An 18603-nucleotide genomic window follows, 5' to 3' on the forward strand; every position below is an offset into this window, starting at 1 on the left:
GGTTCACGCGTCGGGCCGGCCTCCCGCTGCCGTACTCGCGCGACGTTTCCGGCCACCATCGGGCCGCGGCCGTGACGACCCTCGCCCCGGCCATCGCCCCACCCGGCCGGGTCGTGCCGCCCGACGGCCGGGCGCGGGGATTCGTTCCTCAGGCCCGCCTCCGGCGTCGTGTCTTGGCACGGCGTCGTGCCTCGGCACGGATCCCGGCCACCGCCAGTGCCACCAGCGCGGCGGCTCCCGCGATCACGGCGGCCCGCTCGGCTACCGGCGCCCCGGCCGGCGTCGTGCCGCCCGACGGCCGGGGCGCCGCGATTCGCCCTTCAGGCCCGCCTCCGGCGTCGTGTCTTGGCACGGCGTCGTGCCTCGGCACGGATCCCGGCCACCGCCAGTGCCACCAGCGCGGCGGCTCCCGCGGCCACCGCGGCCCGCTTGGCCACCGGCACCCCGGCCGTGCGGAACAGGTCCAGCGGCTCGGGCTCGGGTGGGGGCTCTGTGACGGCGCCGGCCGGTTCTGCCAGGCGTTCCGACAGGCAGGCCGCGAACTGGCCCACCAGCCGGTCGCCCACCTCCGCCATCACCCCGCGCCCGAACTGGGCCGGCCGTCCGGTCACCGTCAGGTCGGTGTCGACCGACACGGCCGTACCGCCGTCCCGTTCGGTGAGCGTGCCGGTCACCGTGGCCCGCGCCGTGCCCTGGCCGCGGGTCTCCCGGCCGCTGGCGAGGAGCACGATGCGGTGGGCGGACTCGTCCTGCTCCTCGAAGACGGCGGTTCCCTTGTACGTCACCGTGATCGGGCCGACCTTGACCTTCACCGCCCCGGTGACGGTCTTGCCGTCGTAGTCCTCCACGGTCGCCCCGGGCATGCACGGCGCGACGCGCTCGATGTCGAGGAGCGCCTGCCAGGCGTCCGTGACCGGGATCGGGACGGTGAACTCGTGGTGCAGCTCCATGACTTCCTCCTCGCGTTCGGGCTCCTTGTGCTCAGGCGGACCCGGTGGGGTGGATCGCCCCCTCGGTCACGGTCAGCGGCGCACCGCTGCCGCCCCAGCGCAGCGCGACGATCTCGGCGGCCACGGACACCGCGACCTCCTCGGGCGTACGGGCCCCAAGGTCGAGCCCGACCGGCGAGCGCAGCCGGGACAGTTCGGCCTCCGTGAGACCGGCCGCGGCCAGCCGCTCACGTCGTTCGTCGTGGGTACGCCGGCTGCCCATCGCCCCGATGTAGGCGGCCGGCCGGCGCAGCGCCTCCTCCAGCAGCGGTACGTCGAACTTCGGGTCGTGGGTGAGGACACAGATCACCGTCCGCTCGTCGGTCTCCGCGCCGCTCAGATAGCGGTGCGGCCAGTCCACGACGACCTCCACGCCCTCCGGGAAGCGCTTCGGCGTCGCGAAGACCGGGCGCGCGTCGCACACGGTGACCCGGTAGCCGAGGAAGTCGCCGATGCGGGCGACCGCGGCCGCGTAGTCGATCGCGCCGAAGACCAGCATCCGCGGGGGCGGTGCGAAGGAGTGCAGGAACACGGTGACGTCGTCCTCGCGCCGCTCGCCGTGCGGGCCGTAGTGGCGCAGGCCCGTGGCGCCCAGGGCGAGTTCGCCACGCGCGTCGGCGGTGACCGCGACGTCCAGGCCGGTCGTGCCGAGCGTACCGGTGACGGACCCGGGCCAGACGGCGAGCGTGGCCCCGCGCCGCGCCGGCCCGTCGACCACCGTGGCCAGCGTCACCGGTTCGCCCTCGGCGACCGACGCCGCGACCGCCCCGAACGCGGGGTCCGACTCGGGCGTGACGGGCCGCACCAGCAGGGTGATCACGCCGCCGCAGGTGAGGCCGACCGCGAACGCGTCCTCGTCGCTGTACCCGAAGGTCTCCAGCCGGGCCTCCCCGCTCGCCACCACCTCCTGCGCGAGCTCGAACACCGCCCCCTCCACACAGCCCCCGGACACGCTCCCCACGACCTCGTCGCCGGGCCCCACCGCCATGGCGGCACCGGGGCCGCGCGGAGCGCTCCGGCTGACCGCGACGACCGTGGCGAGACCGAACGGGACCCGCGCCGCGTACCAGCGGTCCAGCGCCGGGAGAATCTCACGCACGATCCGCTCCTTTCGCACCCGTCCAGGCACCGCCCAGGCGCCTGTTCGGGTCACACCTGTTCAGAGGCCATCTCCGCCTGGGCCAGCTCCACATAAGCCACCTCGACGGAGGCCGCCTCCGCCCCGCGCACCACCGCCGCCAGCCGCTCCAGCGCCGCCAGGCTGTGCCCCTCGACGAAGGCGTCCACGCTGGGCAGTGCCGCCGCCATCCCGGCGGCCAGGGGCGCGTAGCCCGGACGTGCCTTGCGCGGATTGGCCCAGATCACCCGGTACGCCAGCCCGTGCAAGCGTCGCATCTGCGCCCCGAGCAGCTCCGGATCGCCACGCTCCCACCCGTCCGACAGCAGCACCACGACCGCGCCGCGCGCCATGCCGCGCTGCCCCCAGCGGTTCAGGAACGCGCGCAGCAGTTCGCCCAGCCGGGTGCCGCCGCGCCAGTCGGGCACGGCCGCGGCGACCGCCGCCATCGCCAGGCCGGGGTCGCGGTGCGAGAGTTCGCGGGTCACCCGGGTCAGTCGGGTGCCGATCGTGAACACCTCTGTGCGGCCCCCGCGGGCCGCGGCGTGCGCGAACCGCAGCAGCGCGTCCGCGTACGGCGCCATGGAGCCGCTCACGTCGACGAGCAGGACCACCCGGCGCGGCCGCTCGACCCGGGCGTGCCGCCGCAGCCGCGCCGGCTCGCCGCCGCGCCGCAGCAGCTCCCGCACCGTCCGGCGCGGATCGACGTCCCCGCGCCGGGCCGGCCGCCGCCGCGCGGAGCGCCGGGTCTGCGCGCGCAGCGCGAACGCGGCCAGCAGCCGGTTGAGCTCGGCCCGCTCGGCGGCGTCGAGACCGGCGACATCGCGGTGCCGCAGCACCTCGGCGGAGCTGGCGAGCGTGGCGGTGGGCGGGCCGGCGGCTCTGCTCCCGGCGGGCGCGCGGGAGCCGGCGGGCATGTCCCGTACGACGGGCCGCAGCCGGGGCGGGGGAGCGGCGCGTACCGCACGCGCCGGGGGCTCGTCGCCCGGCCCGAAGTAAGCGGCGAACACCCGGTCGTACCGTTCCAGGTCGTCCCGTGAGCCGCACAGCGTCAGCCTGCCCGCCCAGTACACGTCCGCCCGCATCCCGGGCCGCAGCAGGTCCAGGGCCCGCAGGAACGCCTGGAGCCGGTCGGCGCTGGCGTCGACGCCCGCCCCGCGCAGGGCACGGGCGAAACCGAGCAGGACGGCGTCGGCGGCCGGCATGCCCCTCACGCCCCCCGCGCCGCGAGGACGGCCGTGAGATCGAGCCCCCTCGCCCGCTCGGCGTCCTCCCGGTACTTCAGCACCGACCCGAGGGTCGCCACGGCCAGCTCCGCGTCCACCTCGCTCGCCCCCAGCGCGTCCAGGGCCTGCGCCCAGTCGATCGTCTCGGCCACCCCGGGCGGCTTGACCAGGTCCGCCGCGCGCAGCGCCTGCACCAGCGCCGTGACCTGCTCGGCGAGCCGCGCCGACACCTCCGGCAACCGGCCTCGCACGATGGCGAGTTCCCGGGCGAACCCGGGATGGTCGAACCAGTGGTACAGGCACCGGCGCTTCAGCGCGTCGTGCACCTCCCGGGTGCGGTTCGAGGTCAGGACGACGACGGGCGGCACCTCGGCCCGCAGCGTGCCGAGCTCCGGAATCGTCACCGAGAACTCGGACAGCAGTTCCAGCAGGAACGCCTCGAACTCGTCGTCGGCCCGGTCGATCTCGTCGACCAGCAGCACCGACGGCTGTGTCTGCAGCGCACGCAGCAGCGGCCGGGCGACGAGGAAGCGCCGGTCGTACAGCTCGCTCTCCAGGCGCTCCGCGTCCTTCACCCCGGCCGCCTCGGCGGCCCGCAGGTGCAGCAGCTGGCGCGGGAAGTCCCAGTCGTACAGGGCCTGCGAGGCGTCGATGCCCTCGTGGCACTGCAACCGGATCAGCGGCGCGTCGAGCGCCTCGGCGAGGGCGGACGCGAGCGCGGTCTTGCCCACGCCCGCGTCGCCCTCGCAGAAGAGCGGCCGGTGCAGCCTCAGGGCCAGGAAGCAGGCGATGGCCAGACCGTCGTCGAGGAGGTATCCCGTCTCCTCCAGCCGGGCCCGCACCTGCTCCGGGTCGTCCATCCGGGTGATCGGCACTCACCCCATTCCGGCGGCGGTCAGCACCGCCCGCTTGGTGAGCACCCGGGCCAGGTGCGCCCGGTACTCGGGCGAGGCCGACACGTCCTGGGACGGCTGGGTGCCCTCGGCCGCCGACTCGGCGGCCCGCGCCACCGCGGCCGGATCCCCGGCACCGGCCAGGGCCGCCTCGGCCGCCGCGGCCCGCAGCGGGGTCGCGCCCATGTTGGTCAGGCCGATGCGCGCCTCCGCGATGCCCCCGTCGTCGCGCCGCACCAGCGCCGCCACGCCGACGATCGCCCAGGCCTGGGCGACCCGCTGGAACTTCTCGTAGTGGAAACTCCAGCCGTCCCTCTTCGGCACCCGCACCTCCACCAGGAGTTCGTCCGGCGTCAGCGCGGACTGGAGGTAGTCGAGGAAGAACTCACGGGCCGGGATCGTGCGCCGCCCGCCCGGCCCCGCGGCGACCAGCTCCGCGTCGAGGGCCAGCACCACCGCGGGCAGGTCCCCGGCCGGGTCGGCGTGCGCGAGCGAGCCGCCGAGGGTGCCCCGGTGCCGTACGGCAGGATCGGCGACCGTGGCCGTGGCGGCCGCCAGCAGTCCGGCGTGCCGACGCACCAGCGGGTCGCGGATCACGTCGTGGTGCGTGGTCATCGCGCCGATGGCGAGCGTGTCGCCGTCCTCGCGGACCCCGCGCAGCTCCGGGATCCGGCCGACGTCCACGACGAGCTCCGGGAAGGCCAGCCGCAGCCTCAGCAGCGGCAGCAGGCTCTGCCCGCCGGCCAGCACCTTCGCGTCCTCGCCCGCGTCCGCGAGCGTGCGCACCGCTTCGTCGACGCTCGTCGGACGGGCGTATTCGAATGCCGGGGGAATCATTCCGCGGTCTCCTTTCCGGAAGCGCCCGACCGCACGGCCCGCCACACTCGTTCCGGTGTGCACGGCATGCGCACGTCGTGCACGCCCAGCGGCCTGAGCGCGTCCACGACGGCGTTGACCACGGCGGGTGTCGAGGCGATCGTGCCCGCCTCCCCGACCCCCTTGACCCCCAGCGGGTTGGAGCCCGAGGCCGCCGGAGTCTCCGTCCGGTCGGTCACGAAGTCCGGCAGGTCCGCCGCCGACGGCACCAGGTAGTCGGCCATGGTGCCGGAGACGAGGTTGCCCTCGTCGTCGTACACGGCCTCCTCGTACAGCGCCTGCGCGATGCCCTGGGCGAGCCCGCCGTGCACCTGCCCCTCGACGATCATCGGGTTGACGACGTGGCCGACGTCGTCGACGCAGACGTACGACCGGATGCTCGTCCGCCCGGTCTCGGTGTCGACCTCGACCGCGCACAGATGGGTGCCGTGGGGGTAGGAGAAGTTCTCCGGGTCCACCAGGTGTTCGGCGTTGATGGTGGGTTCCATGCCGTCGGGCAGGTCGTGCGAGGAGAACGTCGCGAAGGCGACCTCCTGGATGGTCTTCCGGGCTTCCGGGGAGCCCTTCACGGAGAAGACGCCGCCGGTGAACTCCAGGTCCTGCTCGCTGGCCTCCAGCAGGTGCGCGGCGACCTTCCGTGCCTTCTCCACCACCTTCTCCGCGGCCCGGTGCACGGCCGCCCCGCCGACGACCAGCGAGCGCGAGCCGTAGGTGTCCATGCCCTGCGGGGCGGCCAACGTGTCGCCGTGCACCACCTCGACGTCCTCGAACGGCACGCCCAGCACGTCGGCGGCGATCTGGCTCCAGCAGGTCACATGGCCCTGCCCGTGCGGGCTGGTGCCGGTGACCACCTCGACCTTGCCGGTGGGCAGCATGCGGATGGCCGCCGCCTCCCAGCCGCCGGCCCCGTACCTCAGGTCGCGCAGCACCCGGCTCGGTGCCAGACCGCACATCTCGGTGAAGGTCGACACGCCGATGCCGAGGCGTACGGTGTCGCCGCGCTCGTTGCGCTTGTGCTGTTCGGCGCGCAGATCGTCGTAGCCGAACAGGGCGAGCGCCTTCTCGGTGGCCGCCTCGTAGTTGCCGCTGTCGTACGTCAGCCCCGCGATCGTGGTGTACGGGAACTCCTCGTGCCGGATCCAGTTCCGGCGCCGCACCTCCACCGGGTCCAGGCCGAGCTCGGCCGCCAGCTCGTCCATGATCCGCTCGATGGCGAACGTCGCCTCCGGGCGCCCGGCGCCGCGGTAGGCGTCGGTGGGCGTGCGGGTCGTGAAGACGCCGGTGCAGTTGAACTCGTAGGAGTCCATCTTGTAGATCGCCGGGTACATGAAGGCGCCGAGGATCGGGATGCCGGGCGTGACGAGCATCAGGTAGGCGCCCATGTCGGCGAGCAGGTCCACCTTCAGACCGAGGAGCTTTCCGTCACGGGTCGCGGCGACCTCGATGTCCTGGATCATGCCGCGGCCGTGGTGGGTGGCGAGATAGCCCTCGGAGCGGGACTCGGTCCACTTCACCGGGCGGCCGAGCTTGCGCGCGACCGCCAGGGCGATGGCCTCCTCGCCGTACACCTGGAGCTTGGAGCCGAAGCCGCCGCCCACGTCCGGGGCGATCACGCGCAGCTTGTGCTCGGGGACGCCGGTGACCATCGCCAGCATGATCCGCAGGATGTGCGGGATCTGTGTCGCCGAGTAGACGGTGTACTCGCCGGAGGCGGCGAGCGGGGTGACGACGACCGCGCGCGGCTCCATCGCGTTGGGGATCAGCCGCTGCTGGTGGTAGCGGCGCTTCAGGGTCACCTCGGCGCGCTGCCGGACCGACTCGAAGCTCTCGCCGGTGGCGAGCGGCCAGGTGTAGCAGCGGTTGGTGCCCTTGTCGGCGTGGACCAGCGGGGCGCCGTCCGTGAGCGCGGCCTCCAGGTCGAGGACCGGGGGCAGCGGGTCGTAGTCGACCTCGATCGCCTCCAGCGCGTCGGCGGCCATGTACCGGTCGCGGGCCACCACGACGGCCACCGGGTCGCCGGCGTAGCGGACCTCGTCGACGGCGATCGGCGGGTGGTCGGGCAGCACGATGTCCTCGGTCACCGGCCAGGCGCACGGCAGCGAGCCGAGTCCCTCGGCGAGGTCGGCGCCGCCGAACACCGCCACCACACCGGGGCGTTCGAGCGCCGGGGACACGTCGACGCGGGTGATGCGGGCGTGGGCCATCGGGCTGCGCAGGACGGCCAGGTGCAGCAGTCCGGTGACCTGGATGTTGTCGGTCCAGTTGGTCTGGCCGGTGATCAGCCGGGCGTCCTCCTTGCGCAGCCGGGAGCGGCCGACCTCGCGTTCGACGGCCTGATCGGTCATGCCTCGACCTCCTCGACGACCTTCTGGACGATCTTCTCCCCGGAGGCGACGAGCACCGCGCGGACGATGTTCTGGTAACCGGTGCAGCGGCAGAGGTTGCCCTCCAGGGCCTCTCGGACCTGGTTCGGCTTGGGATGCGGGTTCTCGCGCAGCAGATCGCGCGCGGCCATCAGCATCCCGGGGGTGCAGTAGCCGCACTGAAGGCCGTGCTGCTCGTGGAACGCGCGCTGCAGCGCCGTCCACTCGCCGTTCTCGGCCAGCCCCTGGACGGTGGTCACCTCGCTCCCGTCCGCCTGTACGGCCAGCACCGAGCAGCTCTTCACGCTCGCCCCGTCCAGGTCGACCGTGCACGCCCCGCAGTTCGAGGTGTCGCAGCCGATCGGGGTGCCGGTCAGGCCGAGGCGGTCGCGCAGGTAGTGGGCCAGGAGCAGACGGGGTTCCACGTCGTCCTCGTACGTCGTGCCGTCCACCTTCACCTTGATATGGGTCATGTGCCCTCCAGACCGTGCGGGCGAGGGAGAGGGAAATCAGCGACCGAACGTGATGTAGGTCACTCTATGACGACCCTTTGGATGCGGCGAGTGCTGTGGCGGGGCCTTTGTTGAGCGTTAATCCATTGCTGTCGGGGTCCGGTTCCTGCTGCACTGCTCGGGTCCAGTCGGCACCCGGAGAGGACCTTCAGATGCGAACTGCGTGCATGTCCACCCAGGAAGGAATCCCACCCATGCCGAAGGACATCACGCTCAGTGCATCTGCTCAATCTCGGAATTCTTGCGCACGTAGACGCCGGTAAGACCAGTCTGACCGAACGGCTGCTGCACACGGCCGGAGTCATCGACGAGATCGGCAGCGTCGACGACGGAAGCACCCGGACCGACACCCTCGCGCTGGAGCGGCAGCGCGGCATCACCATCAAGTCCGCCGTCGTCTCGTTCCCGCTCGACGGCGTCACCGTCAACCTCATCGACACGCCCGGCCACCCGGACTTCATCGCCGAGGTGGAGCGGGTCCTCGGCGTGCTCGACGGCGCCGTCCTGGTCGTCTCGGCGGTCGAGGGCGTTCAGGCGCAGACCCGCGTTCTGATGCGGACGCTGCGCCGGCTGCGCATCCCCACCCTGGTCTTCGTCAACAAGATCGACCGGCGTGGCGCGCAGGACGAGGCCGTCCTGCGGTCGATGGCCCGAAGGCTCACCCGGTCCGTCGTACCGATGGGGAGGGCCGCCGGACTCGGCACCCGCGACGCCCGGTTCGTTCCCGGCCTCGGCCAGGCCGCGCTCGACGTCCTCGCCGACCACGACGACGAGCTGCTGTCGGCGTATGTCGAGAACGTCGAGAACGCCGAGAACGCAGTCTCGTCCGACCGCCTCCGCGCCGCCCTCGCCGAGCGGACCCGGCAGGCGCTCGTCCACCCGGTCTACTTCGGCTCCGCCATCACAGGCGCCGGCGTGCCCGAGCTGATCACGGGCATCGAGCGGCTGCTGCCCCCGGCCGGGGGTGACCCCGACGGGCCGCTCTCGGGCACCGTGTTCAAGGTCGAACGGGGGCCGGTGGGGGAGAAGGTCGCCTACGCGCGGATCTTCTCCGGCACCCTCCGCACCCGCGACCGGATCCTGTTCGGAGCCGGCCCCGAGGAGGGCAAGGTCACCGCGGTCAGCGTCTTCGACCACGGCACGGACGCCCGGGAGGAGGGCGTCGCCGCGGGCCGCATCGCCAGGCTGTGGGGGCTGGGCGGCATCAGGACCGGTGACAAGATCTGGGGGTCCCCCCGCGCGGGCGCGGCCGAGGGCGGGGGAGTGCCGAGTGCGGCGTACGAGCACCACTTCGCGCCGCCTACCCTGGAGACGGTCGTCGTCCCCGGCCGGGACGTGGACAGGCGGTCCCTGCATGTCGCGCTCACCCAGCTCGCCGAACAGGACCCGCTCATCGACGTGCGCCACGACGCGGTACGGCGGGAGGCCTCCGTCTCGCTCTACGGCGAGGTGCAGAAGGAGGTCATCCAGGCGACCCTCGCCGACGAGTACGGCCTGGACGTCACCTTCCGCGAGACGACGACGATCTGCGTCGAGCGTCCCGCCGGGACGGGAACGGCCGTCGAGTACAACAAGAGGGACCCCAACCCGTTCCTCGCGACCGTCGGCCTGCGCGTCGATCCGGCGCCGGTCGGATCGGGCGTGGACTTCCGGCTGGAGGTGGAGCTGGGCGCCATGCCGTACGCCTTCTTCAAAGCGGTGGAGGACACGGTGCGGGAGACGCTGGACCAGGGGCTGCACGGCTGGCGGGTCACCGACTGCGCGGTCACCATGACCCACTCCGGTTACTCGCCCCGCCAGAGCCACGCCCACCAGGGCTTCGACAAGAGCATGTCGAGCACTGGCGCGGACTTCCGCGGGCTCACCCCGCTCGTCCTCGTCGAGGCGCTGCGCCGGGCGGGCACCCGGGTGTACGAGCCGATGCACCGCTTCCGCCTGGAGGCTCCCGCGGACACCCTGGGCGCGCTCCTGCCGGTGCTCGCCCGGCTCGGCGCGGTGCCGCAGACCACCGCGACGCACGGTTCCGGCTGCGTTCTGGAGGGCGTGGTACCGGCTGCCCGGGTGCACGCGCTGGAGCAGCGGCTGCCCGGGCTGACCCGGGGCGAGGGTGAGCTGGAGAGCGCCTTCGACCACTACGCGGCGGTCACCCGTGGCACGGTCCCGCAGCGGCCGCGCACCGACCACAACCCGCTGAACCGCAAGGAGTACCTGCTGAACGTGACGCACCGGGTGGGTGGTTGAGGGCGGCTTGCTCGTGATGCGGGCTACCGGCGACTTGTCAACTTGCGCCTGGAGTCACCCAGGCCCCACATGGACCGGGGCGAGCGCTTCGCCGACTGGCTGCCCCGGGCCCGCATCCACTCGGCGAAGTGACGGTGAGCGCTCGACCAGCGTCACCACGGCACCGAACTACCGATCACGTCACATGAGATGTCCTGCCACCGGGCCTGCGCCCACCGTTCCCCGCTTTGGCACGCCCAGCGGGACAACGCAGGAAGTGCGCCGCGGCTCAGCGAGATCAGCCGGCCAGCCGGTTGATGGCACCGGCAGCGATGCCTTCCATGTAGCCGGGGTCGTCGCTGGGCTGACCGGAGAGTCCGACAATGCCGAACCTGTGGCCGCTACGGATTACCGCGACGCCACCAGAAACCTTGCCGTCGCCGTTGAAGGCCGGGTACCAACTACCCTCGCCGGCCTTGACGGAGATCGCCTGCCCCTTGCCGTAGTACCAGTGACCAGCCGGCTCGACCTGGCAGCCGCGCACCAGCCTGTTGAGCTGCTTCTCGTACGAGGCCGCCGACGTGTCGGTGGAACTGTCTGCGACGGATTCGGTCAGCAAGGTGTCGTCGGCGTCGAAGGTCCAGGTCACGTCTGCATAGGCGCCGGCCTTCCCCTTGGTCAGCGCTCGCATCGTTTCCTCGCCGGAGCATGCCGAGAGAGCTTGCTTCCCGGTCATGTCCACAGTCGCGCCGGCCGGGGCCAAGCCCTGCTGAAAGAAGTCCTCACTCTGCATCAGGTTGGCGGAGCCGAGGCCGGGCTCGGCAGGAGTGGCGGTAGGCGCGGTTGCCGACCGGCGTGCAGAGCTCGTGTCCGCGCCGGCGGCAGCGGGATGCGCGCCGATGCCGACCGCGATCAGGGCGGCACCGACAAAGGCCGCCACTCCTGCGGTACGACCGCGACGCGAGAACTTCTTGCCGGCTGCCTGGTTGTCGAACATCTCATCTCCTGTCTGGTGGTGACGCGGTTCGCGTCTTCGTACACCTGGGAGATGCCGGAGCCACGGGAGATGTTGGACAGCGGTCTGCTGTGATCTGTGTGATCCACCTCACCTCTGTCGGCGGGGTCGGGGTGGTCTCAGAGCTGTGTCACGGCCGCACGAACGATCCGCGTCATCGCAGCCGTGTCCAGGCAGGCATCAACCTCCAGGACCCCGTAGTGGGAGCCGTTGCGGAGTATGGCGATGCCTCCGCACGGCTCCTTGCCTCGTGGCGCTGTCCCCGCGGTGTTCAGGTCACCGTCGTAAGAACCCATCCAGCTCGCGGTGATACCCGGAGCGACATCAATGGTGTGGGTCGGCCCGTAGACCCAGTGGCCGGCCGGCTCCTCCTGGCACGGCACTTCCTCCAACAGCAGCCGCTGGGCGAAGTTCTGAGCCAATGCCGGGCTTTCGGCCTCAGCGGCGACTTCGCGCGCGACCTGATCCTCGATGTTCACCGCCAGCGTGGGATCGCTGTCGTCGGTGTCCCTGGTCGTCACCAGCCCGCGGAAGTGTGCGTCCGGTCCTCCCAAGGTCTCGCCGAGGGTCTTCTCTCCGGCGCACGCCGCGTTGGCGTACCTGCCGTCTCCGACACGATCCCGCACGTAGATGCGCTTGGAGAACCCGGCCTTCGTGAACTCGGCCGCTGCCAACAAGTGCCGGTCCGCCATAGGTCCGTCGGCGGGCTTCGGCGCGGGAGAGCCGCTACCCGGCGAGGACGCCGCAGCGCTCGGCATTGCTGTCGGGGCACCCGGAGCAGAGCGAGCGGGCAGGACGAACCGGCCGGTCAACAGGCCAAGTCCGACGGCTACCGCCAGGATGACGACGATCGTCCGAGCCCGCACGGCAGCACCTTCCGGCTCCTGGTCAAGCTGATGTCGGTCGAGAGTGGAGAGCTGGGGTGCCTCAGAAGCCGGCGCCGAGGCGGTCACGCATGAAGCGACGAGCCTGATGGATGCGGTCCTTGACCGTGCCCAGGGGAGCGTTGGTGATCTCAGCGACCTGAATATAGGTCAGGTCTCCGAGGTCGCGAAGCACAAAGGATTCCACCAGGGCCGGATGCCGCTCCTCGAGCGCGGCCAGCGACTCCATCAGGTCCAGACGGGTACCCGCTATGACGCTTGTCGTCCGTGGGTCGGCACTCTCGGGAACGACCGCATGACTGTCCTCCGCGCGCCGGCGCATCGAGCGATACGTGGACCTGGCGGCGTTCGAGGCGATCACTGTCACCCATCCGAGGAACGAGCCTCGACCGCTGTACTCGTGCAGATGTGTGCTGATGGACAGCAGAGCGTCCTGCGCGGCCTCTTCGGCGTCGGCATGGTGCGGAAGAAACCTGGAGCAGCGGCGCATGACCGTGGGGCGAAGCCTGACGAGGAGGCGGTCCAAGGACGCCCGGTCACCTGCCTGGGCAGACACCACGAGCTGTGTCAGCTCATCCTCTTCGATCACCCTGCTGCCCCCCGTTCACGTCCGACCTGCTCCCCCTGGGCGCACCGAAGTTCCCCGCCCCATCGCATCGGGCAGAATGTTGCCACATGCAGAAGCTGGGCCGGTATCTCCTCGAGGACAGACTGGGCGCCGGTTCGTTCGCCACCGTCTGGAAGGCGTACGATCCCGAGCTCGACACGGATGTCGCGGTCAAGCTGCTGGCCGACAACTGGGCGTCGAACGCCGATGTAAGACAACGATTCCTGGCGGAGGCGAGGCTGCTCCGCAGGATTTCCAGCCCACGTGTCGTACGGGTTCACGACGTCGGTGTCCAGGACGACCGACCCTACTTCGTCATGGACTACATCCGAGGCGGCACGCTGGCTGAGAAGATCGGGCACTGCGTGCCTGCGGAGGCACTCCAGCTGGCAGCCGAGGCCGGATTCGCCGTTCAGGTGCTCCATGACGCAGGCGTCGTCCACCGCGACATCAAGCCGTCGAACCTCCTGCTCGACGCCGGCCGCACGCCCACTGCCGTACTTGTCGCGGACCTCGGCAGCGCGAAACAACTGGCTGACGCATCCGGGTTGACCGTGACCACGGGCACTCCCGCGTACATGGCGCCCGAACAGGCCTTCCAGACCGGCGGGTTCGATGGTCGAGCCGATGTGTACGCCCTCGGTGTCGTCGCGTACGAACTGCTGACCGGACGCAAGCCGTTCGGTTCGGGCGGTCGCGCGATCCTCACTGCGGAGCAGGCATCGACGTCATCGTTGCCAACGATCCCCAGAGAGCTGGGGGTTGCGAACGGCGTCCACACACTTCTTCGTGCCGCGCTGTCCGTAGAACCCGAGGACCGACCGCAAACCGCCAAGGCATTCGCGGATGCGCTGCTGTCACAGGGAGGAGAGGAGCGGGCGTCGACCAGGCCTTCGGGGCCGACACACCTTGCGGTCTGGCTTGCGGCGGTCGCCCTGTTCCTGGTGACAACGGTGCTGACCTGGTCGGTCCGCTGAGCTGGCCGGCTGCGGTCGCGGTGGTTGGCGTACTCCGCCGCAGTACGGCAGCGACTGAAGTCCGGCAGGGTGATGCGTCGGTCAGCCCTGACGGAGTGGAGGCAGAGCCGGATCGCGGCGACGGCGACGGTGCCGTGGAAGACGTAGGCTCGCTTGCCGTACCTCGTTGCCACGGTCCGGAAGGTCTTGAGCCGGTGGATCGTCCGCTCGGCCTTCCGGGCTGCCTCGTGCACCCGACTTGATCGGGCACAAGATGTCGGGTCCGGCATGGTAGGCGCTGCCTGGCGTGGTGATCGTCAAGAGGACGAGCTCGCGGGCATACCGTTGTCGGAGCACATCCGGCGCCGTCGGCTGACCCTCGCGGGCGCCGAAGTACTCGCGGGGCGTGAGACGCCGCTGGAGATCGCGGTGCGCTATGACCACGGCTCCGGCCAGGCGTTCGTGCGGGCGTTCCGTGCCATGCACGGCATCGGACCGGGCGAGGCCCGGCGTACCGACGCCGCGCTCGGCTCCCAGTCCCGGATGGCCTTCCGCCTCACCATCGAAGGGAGCAGCAGTATGCGATCCCGCGTTGTGGACAAGGCGGACTTCGCCATCGTCGGACTCAAGACCCGGGTACCGCATGGTGCAGCAGGATTCCTCCTGGTCTGCGGAAGATCCGCGAGCGTGAAGCGGCACATGGCCTGGACCGGTGGCCGCGGGCCTGCATGCGCCGGGAACTGTGACACCACAGCGCCGTCGGTGCGGGAACATCCCCGAGGCCGTCGGACACCGCAACTGCCGAACGGCACGGACAGACGCTGTCCCCGGACGTGAACGAAGCCGGCCTTTGCCCCTGGAACTGTGCGACCGTCAGGCAGACGGCCGCTGCAGATCATCCGCCGCGGCACCGGCTCGGTGGTGGCCTGGCGGCGGGCCGTCGTGCGCGTGCAGAACCATGGCGGCTGGGCTGGGCAGCTGGGGCAAGTGGTGGGTTTAGGCAGCGTGGGCAACTGAGCCGGTGAGACGAAATCGCCGTCATACGCCAGACGTCTGGCTCAGTGCCGTCCCAGCTGTCACTGGGTCGGTGACGACAGCCGCACCCCACCGCCACGACTACGCTGCCGCACCACCCGGAGGGGAAAGCTCCACAGCCAGACGGCGCTGACCAGCCCGGCAGCGATCACACCCATGAGGTCGTGCCACCAAAACCCGCCCCCACCGGGCGGGTAGACCTCGTCGCCACCCGCGTCGACGGCGGGAACAGCTTGACCAGTCGCGAGGTCCTGTCTTCCGGCCATCTTGATCCGAGTACGCCGGTCGCTTCCGTCCGCAGACAGAAAGGTCCCAACTTCGTCGCAGCCCCTCTTGTTGCAGCGGATGTTCGTCGCTGTCCAGCGACCAGGTCGCCCGTGGCCGTCGCGCGCCGACAGGGCCGGGCCCAACGAGACAAGCAGGCTCACGAAGACGATCGCTGCGCCCGGTCCCGCGACGTATCGCCACCAGAAGCGCCACCCGGCCGGGAAGTACATGCCGCAAACTGTACGGTTGTGCGGGTTGAGTGCCCAATAGCGAGTCGGCACAATCCCCGCGCACAGCGGACACCCTGGCCAGTTCACGGCCGAGGTGCGTCTTCGGGGCACTGTCAACCAGCGCGACCTGGACAACCCCAAGCCTGAGCCCAGGGCCTCCAGAGCCGTGCAGGCGGCGAACGCCGAGTGGCTGACTGCGCTACGACGACCACGTACGCAGTCGGACATCCACGGACGCTCACAGACCGTCCCTCCAGGTCATCCCCAGGTTGCCGCCCCCCCCATATCGCTTCGGGACGAAGAGGTCGTGCCGGAGCGTCATCCTCAACGGGCTGCTCATCTCGGTGAGCGTATGACCTTGTCGTCCCGAGGCACCTTGGGCGGGCGTTCGGACTTGAGCCGCTCTACCTCTCACCTGCTGCCGTGGCAGCTGGCGTTCACCTGCGTCCGCCACAGTCCGCCGGCCTGGTCACACTCGGTGAGATACGCACATAAGAGGTATGTTTGGATCAAGGTCGGCAGTGATCTGCCGAAGACATGCATGCCGGGCTGGAGCACAGGGGAGTCTGACCAACTCGCCCGTCCGGCCACGGCTCGCGAAACGGGGGACTCATGACCATGTACCAGCGCGTGCCCGCTGCGGCGGGCGCGATTGCCGTCCGCGCCGCGCTTCGATCAAAACGGATCGGATGACCGGGGAATCAAGCTCTCCCTCAAGTAACGGCTGGAACGGCGTAGTCGTCGCGACCGCCCAAAGCGGTTGCCGCTGCCTCGGACCCAGGTACCACCGCGCCCACAGTCGGGCTTGCCGGTGTCGAGCCCGGCATGTGTCGAGCCGACTGGGCCGCCCGTAAGGGACCACCAACAGGTCAAGGGCTCCACACATGTTGAGGAAACATGCGCATAACTCGAATACATAAGCTACTGATGTCAGCCGGTGCGCTGGTCCTGGCAACTGCCATGCCCGCCATCGCCGACACCCCTTCCCCGATTGCACCCTCCACCAGCCCCGCGCCCTCCACGCCGTCGGGCCCCTCGGCACCCTCCACGTCGGCAACACCCACACCTTCTACGCCCTCGGTGCCCTCTACTACACCCTCTACGCCCACACCCTCTGCCGACGATGACGATGCGGTCGAAGACGACGCGTGGACGAGCGAGGCGGCCGAGAAGTTCTGGACGTCCGAGCGGATGGCCGCGGCCACACCGGACTCTCCCCGCCCCGAGGCGCCCGCCGGCTGGAAGCCCGCCGCACGCCTGTCGGCCGCGGCAGCCGCCAAGGACGGCTCCTACTTCGGAGGCGTTCCCACCGTTGGCACCTTCTTCCACTACACAAGCAACCCCGCCACCGACAGGCTGGAGGGGCGTTTCTGCTCGGCCAGTGTCATCGACAGCCCGCAGGGCAACGTCATCCTGACCGCCGCACACTGCTCGGGCGGCAGCAAGGGCATGTTCGTGCCCCGCTACGATGGCGCGGCGGCGAACCCTGCCCCCTACGGCCGGTTCCCGGTGCAGAAGTGGGTCCGCGACTCCCGCTGGTACAGGGTGGGCGACAAGCCCACCCGTGACGCCTACTCCGACCTGGACTACGCCTTCGCCCGGGTAGGCACCAACAGCAGCAACCACAGCCTGCAGAAGGCTGTCGGCGCCGCTCTCAAGCTCGGCCAGGTGAATGGCGACTACAGCCGGACCGTGACCGTGGTCGGCTACCCGGGAACCCACAACCCGAAGAACCGGCCGATCATCTGCCCCGGCGTCACAACCCGGCGGCTGCCCGGCTACCGGCAGATGCGCATGGAGTGCGGCGGCTTCTACGGAGGCACCTCCGGAAGCCCCTGGATCACCGGCCTGAACACCACGACCGGCAGCGGAACCGTGATCGGCAACCTCGGCGGCTACTACGGCGGTGGCCTGGAGAACGACAGCGACCGCATCTCCTTCGCCGTCACCTACGATGAGCGCGCCCTGGAGATCTACGCCGCCGCGAAGAACAACACCGAGCCGGAGAAATACCCGCGCGGCTACAGCATGTACCCCACCGGCGGCGGCCTGTGGACCAACGCCAAGAAGATGGCCTCCGGTGACTACAACGGCGACGGCAAGACCGACATGATCGTGGTCTGGGTGGACGGTGAGGTCACCCTCTACGCCGGTGACGGCAAGGGCGGCTTCTCCGGCGAGAAGAGGATCACGAAGTCCGACACCTGGAAGGACGCCAAGGTCATCGCCGGAGGCGACTTCACCGGCAGCGACTCCTCCGACCTCGTCGTGGTCTGGGTGGACGGCGAAGTCACCCTCTACACCGGCGACGGCAGGGGCGGATTCGCCAAGGAGACGCAGCTCCAGAAGCCCAACGACACCTGGCGGAACGCCACCCAGATCACGGCCGGACGCTACAGCGACAACAAGTGGACCGACGACCTCATGGTCCGCTGGGTCGACGGGGAACTCTCCCTCTACACCGACGTCGACGGCCGGGGCCTCCTCCACGAGCACAAGCTCAAGGACCCCAACGACACCTGGGAGCACGCCACGATCCTCACCGCCGGCAACTTCACCGGCGGCTCCAACTGGGACGTGATAGTGCGCTGGTCGGACGGCGAGCTCTCGCTCTACCGCGACGCGGGCCCCTCCGGCGTGGGAACGGAAGTCCGGATGCTGTCCTCTAACCAGCTGTGGACCCACGCCTCCGTCATGACCGCGGGCGCCTACACGCAGGGCGAGCCCGACGACCTGCTGGTGCGTTGGTCGGATGGTGAGACCACCCTCTACACCGACACCTCTACGGCCCTCGGCCGTGAACACATGCTCGTGCCGCCCAAGGCCGACTGACCCACCTCTCAGGAAGGCGAGGTACGCGCGATGTACCTGCGCACTGCAGCGATCGCTCTCACCGCGACCATCATCGGCCTCGCGGGCTCTCATACAGCCTCGGCGGCGGACAGTCCGGGCCTGAGCGTCAGCATCCGCGAAAGCGATAGCGACAGCACCGCAGACGGCCCCCTTCAGCAGGGTGCGCCCGTCGTGGTCACGTCTGACGTCGACCTGACCTCCCTTGCCGCGGACGGCAACGGCAGCTTCACCGTGAAATCTCCGGCGTTCGCCAGGGACGTGACCATGGAGATGCGGAAGAACAGCTTCGGGGAAGGCTACGGCACCATCAGCTGCGACATCCGGCCGGGGAGCTACGTGGTCGACATCGCCGGGCAGCACGAGAAGTCCGCAGCGATCGGCAACCGGGGTCACCTGACCATTACGATCAAGGACGACAACGACCGGTACTGCGAGCAGGCGGCCGGTTTCTCCAGTCGCACCGGCACCGTTGCCGCAGTCGTCGGCGGCGGCGCGATAGTCCTCGCCGCCGCCGGCTACACCGCCGTGCGCCGCCGGAGGACCAGGAACACCTGACCCCG

General features: G+C 70.6%; 15 protein-coding genes and 3 pseudogenes. 6 read left to right on the top strand and 12 right to left on the bottom strand.

Annotated features, from left to right (window positions below):
* Positions 1–320 precede the first annotated feature (320 nt).
* Genes ACIPSA_RS19935 through ACIPSA_RS19965 form a run of 7 tightly spaced genes read right to left on the bottom strand, consistent with a single transcriptional unit; the run spans position 321 to position 7937 of the window.
* Positions 321–950 (bottom strand): SRPBCC family protein, encoded by a 630-nt coding sequence (locus ACIPSA_RS19935; protein ID WP_402636475.1) that lies wholly within the window; start codon positions 948–950, stop codon positions 321–323.
* Positions 951–981: 31 nt separating this feature from the next.
* The gene (locus ACIPSA_RS19940) at positions 982–2088 is read right to left on the bottom strand and encodes an XdhC family protein (protein WP_402636478.1); all 1107 of its coding nucleotides are present in this window, start codon (positions 2086–2088) and stop codon (positions 982–984) included.
* Positions 2089–2138: 50 nt separating this feature from the next.
* A complete protein-coding gene (locus tag ACIPSA_RS19945; RefSeq protein ID WP_402636481.1) occupies positions 2139–3311 on the bottom strand; it encodes a VWA domain-containing protein in 1173 nt (390 codons plus the stop codon).
* A gap of 5 nt (positions 3312–3316) precedes the next feature.
* Positions 3317–4192: an AAA family ATPase gene (locus tag ACIPSA_RS19950; protein ID WP_402636711.1), complete on the bottom strand. Its 876-nt coding sequence runs from the start codon at positions 4190–4192 to the stop codon at positions 3317–3319.
* A 15-nt stretch (positions 4193–4207) separates the two neighbouring features.
* Entirely contained in the window at positions 4208–5062 is an 855-nt protein-coding gene (locus ACIPSA_RS19955; protein ID WP_402636484.1) for an FAD binding domain-containing protein, read from the bottom strand.
* Complete coding sequence (locus ACIPSA_RS19960) at positions 5059–7446, bottom strand: xanthine dehydrogenase family protein molybdopterin-binding subunit (RefSeq protein WP_402636487.1); 2388 nt, start codon at positions 7444–7446, stop codon at positions 5059–5061. The genes ACIPSA_RS19955 and ACIPSA_RS19960 overlap by 4 nt, the downstream gene beginning before the upstream one ends.
* Positions 7443–7937, bottom strand: coding sequence for a (2Fe-2S)-binding protein (locus ACIPSA_RS19965; RefSeq protein ID WP_402636490.1), 495 nt, complete (start codon positions 7935–7937; stop codon positions 7443–7445). The genes ACIPSA_RS19960 and ACIPSA_RS19965 overlap by 4 nt, the downstream gene beginning before the upstream one ends.
* Before the next feature lie 255 nt (positions 7938–8192).
* Between ACIPSA_RS19965 and ACIPSA_RS19970 the strand changes: the two genes are divergently transcribed.
* Positions 8193–10217, top strand: a complete 2025-nt coding sequence (locus ACIPSA_RS19970) for a GTP-binding protein (protein ID WP_402636493.1) — start codon at positions 8193–8195, stop codon at positions 10215–10217.
* 277 nt (positions 10218–10494) lie between these two features.
* On the opposite strand, the gene ACIPSA_RS19975 is transcribed toward ACIPSA_RS19970, so the two are convergent.
* The 3 genes from ACIPSA_RS19975 to ACIPSA_RS19985 all read right to left on the bottom strand — a co-directional run bounded on the left by ACIPSA_RS19975 (position 10495) and on the right by ACIPSA_RS19985 (position 12684).
* Positions 10495–11193 (bottom strand): hypothetical protein, encoded by a 699-nt coding sequence (locus ACIPSA_RS19975; protein ID WP_402636496.1) that lies wholly within the window; start codon positions 11191–11193, stop codon positions 10495–10497.
* 137 nt (positions 11194–11330) lie between these two features.
* Entirely contained in the window at positions 11331–12164 is an 834-nt protein-coding gene (locus ACIPSA_RS19980; protein ID WP_402636499.1) for a hypothetical protein, read from the bottom strand.
* Positions 12139–12684 carry an RNA polymerase sigma factor gene (locus tag ACIPSA_RS19985; RefSeq protein ID WP_402636502.1) on the bottom strand — a complete coding sequence of 182 codons (546 nt, stop codon included), beginning with the start codon at positions 12682–12684 and terminating at the stop codon, positions 12139–12141. The genes ACIPSA_RS19980 and ACIPSA_RS19985 overlap by 26 nt, the downstream gene beginning before the upstream one ends.
* An 86-nt stretch (positions 12685–12770) precedes the next feature.
* Here ACIPSA_RS19985 and ACIPSA_RS19990 point away from each other — a divergent pair, with 86 nt between their 5' ends.
* The gene (locus ACIPSA_RS19990) at positions 12771–13679 is read left to right on the top strand and encodes a serine/threonine-protein kinase (protein WP_402636505.1); all 909 of its coding nucleotides are present in this window, start codon (positions 12771–12773) and stop codon (positions 13677–13679) included.
* 98 nt (positions 13680–13777) lie between these two features.
* Here the strand turns inward: ACIPSA_RS19990 and ACIPSA_RS19995 are convergent.
* Positions 13778–13891, bottom strand: a pseudogene (locus tag ACIPSA_RS19995) (IS5/IS1182 family transposase); the annotation flags it as partial.
* On the opposite strand from ACIPSA_RS19995, the pseudogene ACIPSA_RS20000 reads away from it, so the two are divergent.
* Both ACIPSA_RS20000 and ACIPSA_RS20005 read left to right on the top strand, forming a co-directional pair.
* A pseudogene (locus ACIPSA_RS20000) lies at positions 13878–14300 on the top strand (helix-turn-helix domain-containing protein); the annotation flags it as partial. The pseudogenes ACIPSA_RS19995 and ACIPSA_RS20000 overlap by 14 nt on opposite strands.
* 14 nt (positions 14301–14314) lie before the next feature.
* Positions 14315–14404 (top strand): annotated as a pseudogene (locus ACIPSA_RS20005) (GNAT family N-acetyltransferase); the annotation flags it as partial.
* Between the two features lie 330 nt (positions 14405–14734).
* On the opposite strand, the gene ACIPSA_RS20010 reads toward ACIPSA_RS20005, so the two are convergent.
* Complete coding sequence (locus ACIPSA_RS20010; protein WP_402636508.1) at positions 14735–15190, bottom strand: hypothetical protein; 456 nt, start codon at positions 15188–15190, stop codon at positions 14735–14737.
* 1191 nt (positions 15191–16381) lie between these two features.
* On the opposite strand from ACIPSA_RS20010, the gene ACIPSA_RS20015 reads away from it, so the two are divergent.
* A complete protein-coding gene (locus tag ACIPSA_RS20015) occupies positions 16382–18022 on the top strand; it encodes an FG-GAP-like repeat-containing protein (protein WP_402636511.1) in 1641 nt (546 codons plus the stop codon).
* Between the two features lie 192 nt (positions 18023–18214).
* A complete protein-coding gene (locus ACIPSA_RS20020; RefSeq protein ID WP_402636514.1) occupies positions 18215–18598 on the top strand; it encodes a hypothetical protein in 384 nt (127 codons plus the stop codon).
* Positions 18599–18603 lie beyond the last annotated feature (5 nt).

The organism is Streptomyces sp. NPDC086549, assembly GCF_044746205.1.
Taxonomy (GTDB): Bacteria; Actinomycetota; Actinomycetes; order Streptomycetales; family Streptomycetaceae; genus Streptomyces.

Excerpts from the sequence above, each read along its gene's own strand:
- ACIPSA_RS19950 (WP_402636711.1), bottom strand. The coding sequence starts at position 4,192 with ATGGACGACCCGGAGCAGGTGCGGGCCCGGCTGGAGGAGACGGGATAC.
- ACIPSA_RS19975 (WP_402636496.1), bottom strand. The coding sequence starts at position 11,193 with ATGTTCGACAACCAGGCAGCCGGCAAGAAGTTCTCGCGTCGCGGTCGT.
- ACIPSA_RS19965 (WP_402636490.1), bottom strand. The coding sequence starts at position 7,937 with ATGACCCATATCAAGGTGAAGGTGGACGGCACGACGTACGAGGACGAC.
- ACIPSA_RS19990 (WP_402636505.1), top strand. The coding sequence starts at position 12,771 with ATGCAGAAGCTGGGCCGGTATCTCCTCGAGGACAGACTGGGCGCCGGT.
- ACIPSA_RS19935 (WP_402636475.1), bottom strand. The coding sequence starts at position 950 with ATGGAGCTGCACCACGAGTTCACCGTCCCGATCCCGGTCACGGACGCC.
- ACIPSA_RS20010 (WP_402636508.1), bottom strand. The coding sequence starts at position 15,190 with ATGTACTTCCCGGCCGGGTGGCGCTTCTGGTGGCGATACGTCGCGGGA.
- ACIPSA_RS19955 (WP_402636484.1), bottom strand. The coding sequence starts at position 5,062 with ATGATTCCCCCGGCATTCGAATACGCCCGTCCGACGAGCGTCGACGAA.
- ACIPSA_RS19945 (WP_402636481.1), bottom strand. The coding sequence starts at position 3,311 with ATGCCGGCCGCCGACGCCGTCCTGCTCGGTTTCGCCCGTGCCCTGCGC.
- ACIPSA_RS20015 (WP_402636511.1), top strand. The coding sequence starts at position 16,382 with ATGGCCGCGGCCACACCGGACTCTCCCCGCCCCGAGGCGCCCGCCGGC.
- ACIPSA_RS19960 (WP_402636487.1), bottom strand. The coding sequence starts at position 7,446 with ATGACCGATCAGGCCGTCGAACGCGAGGTCGGCCGCTCCCGGCTGCGC.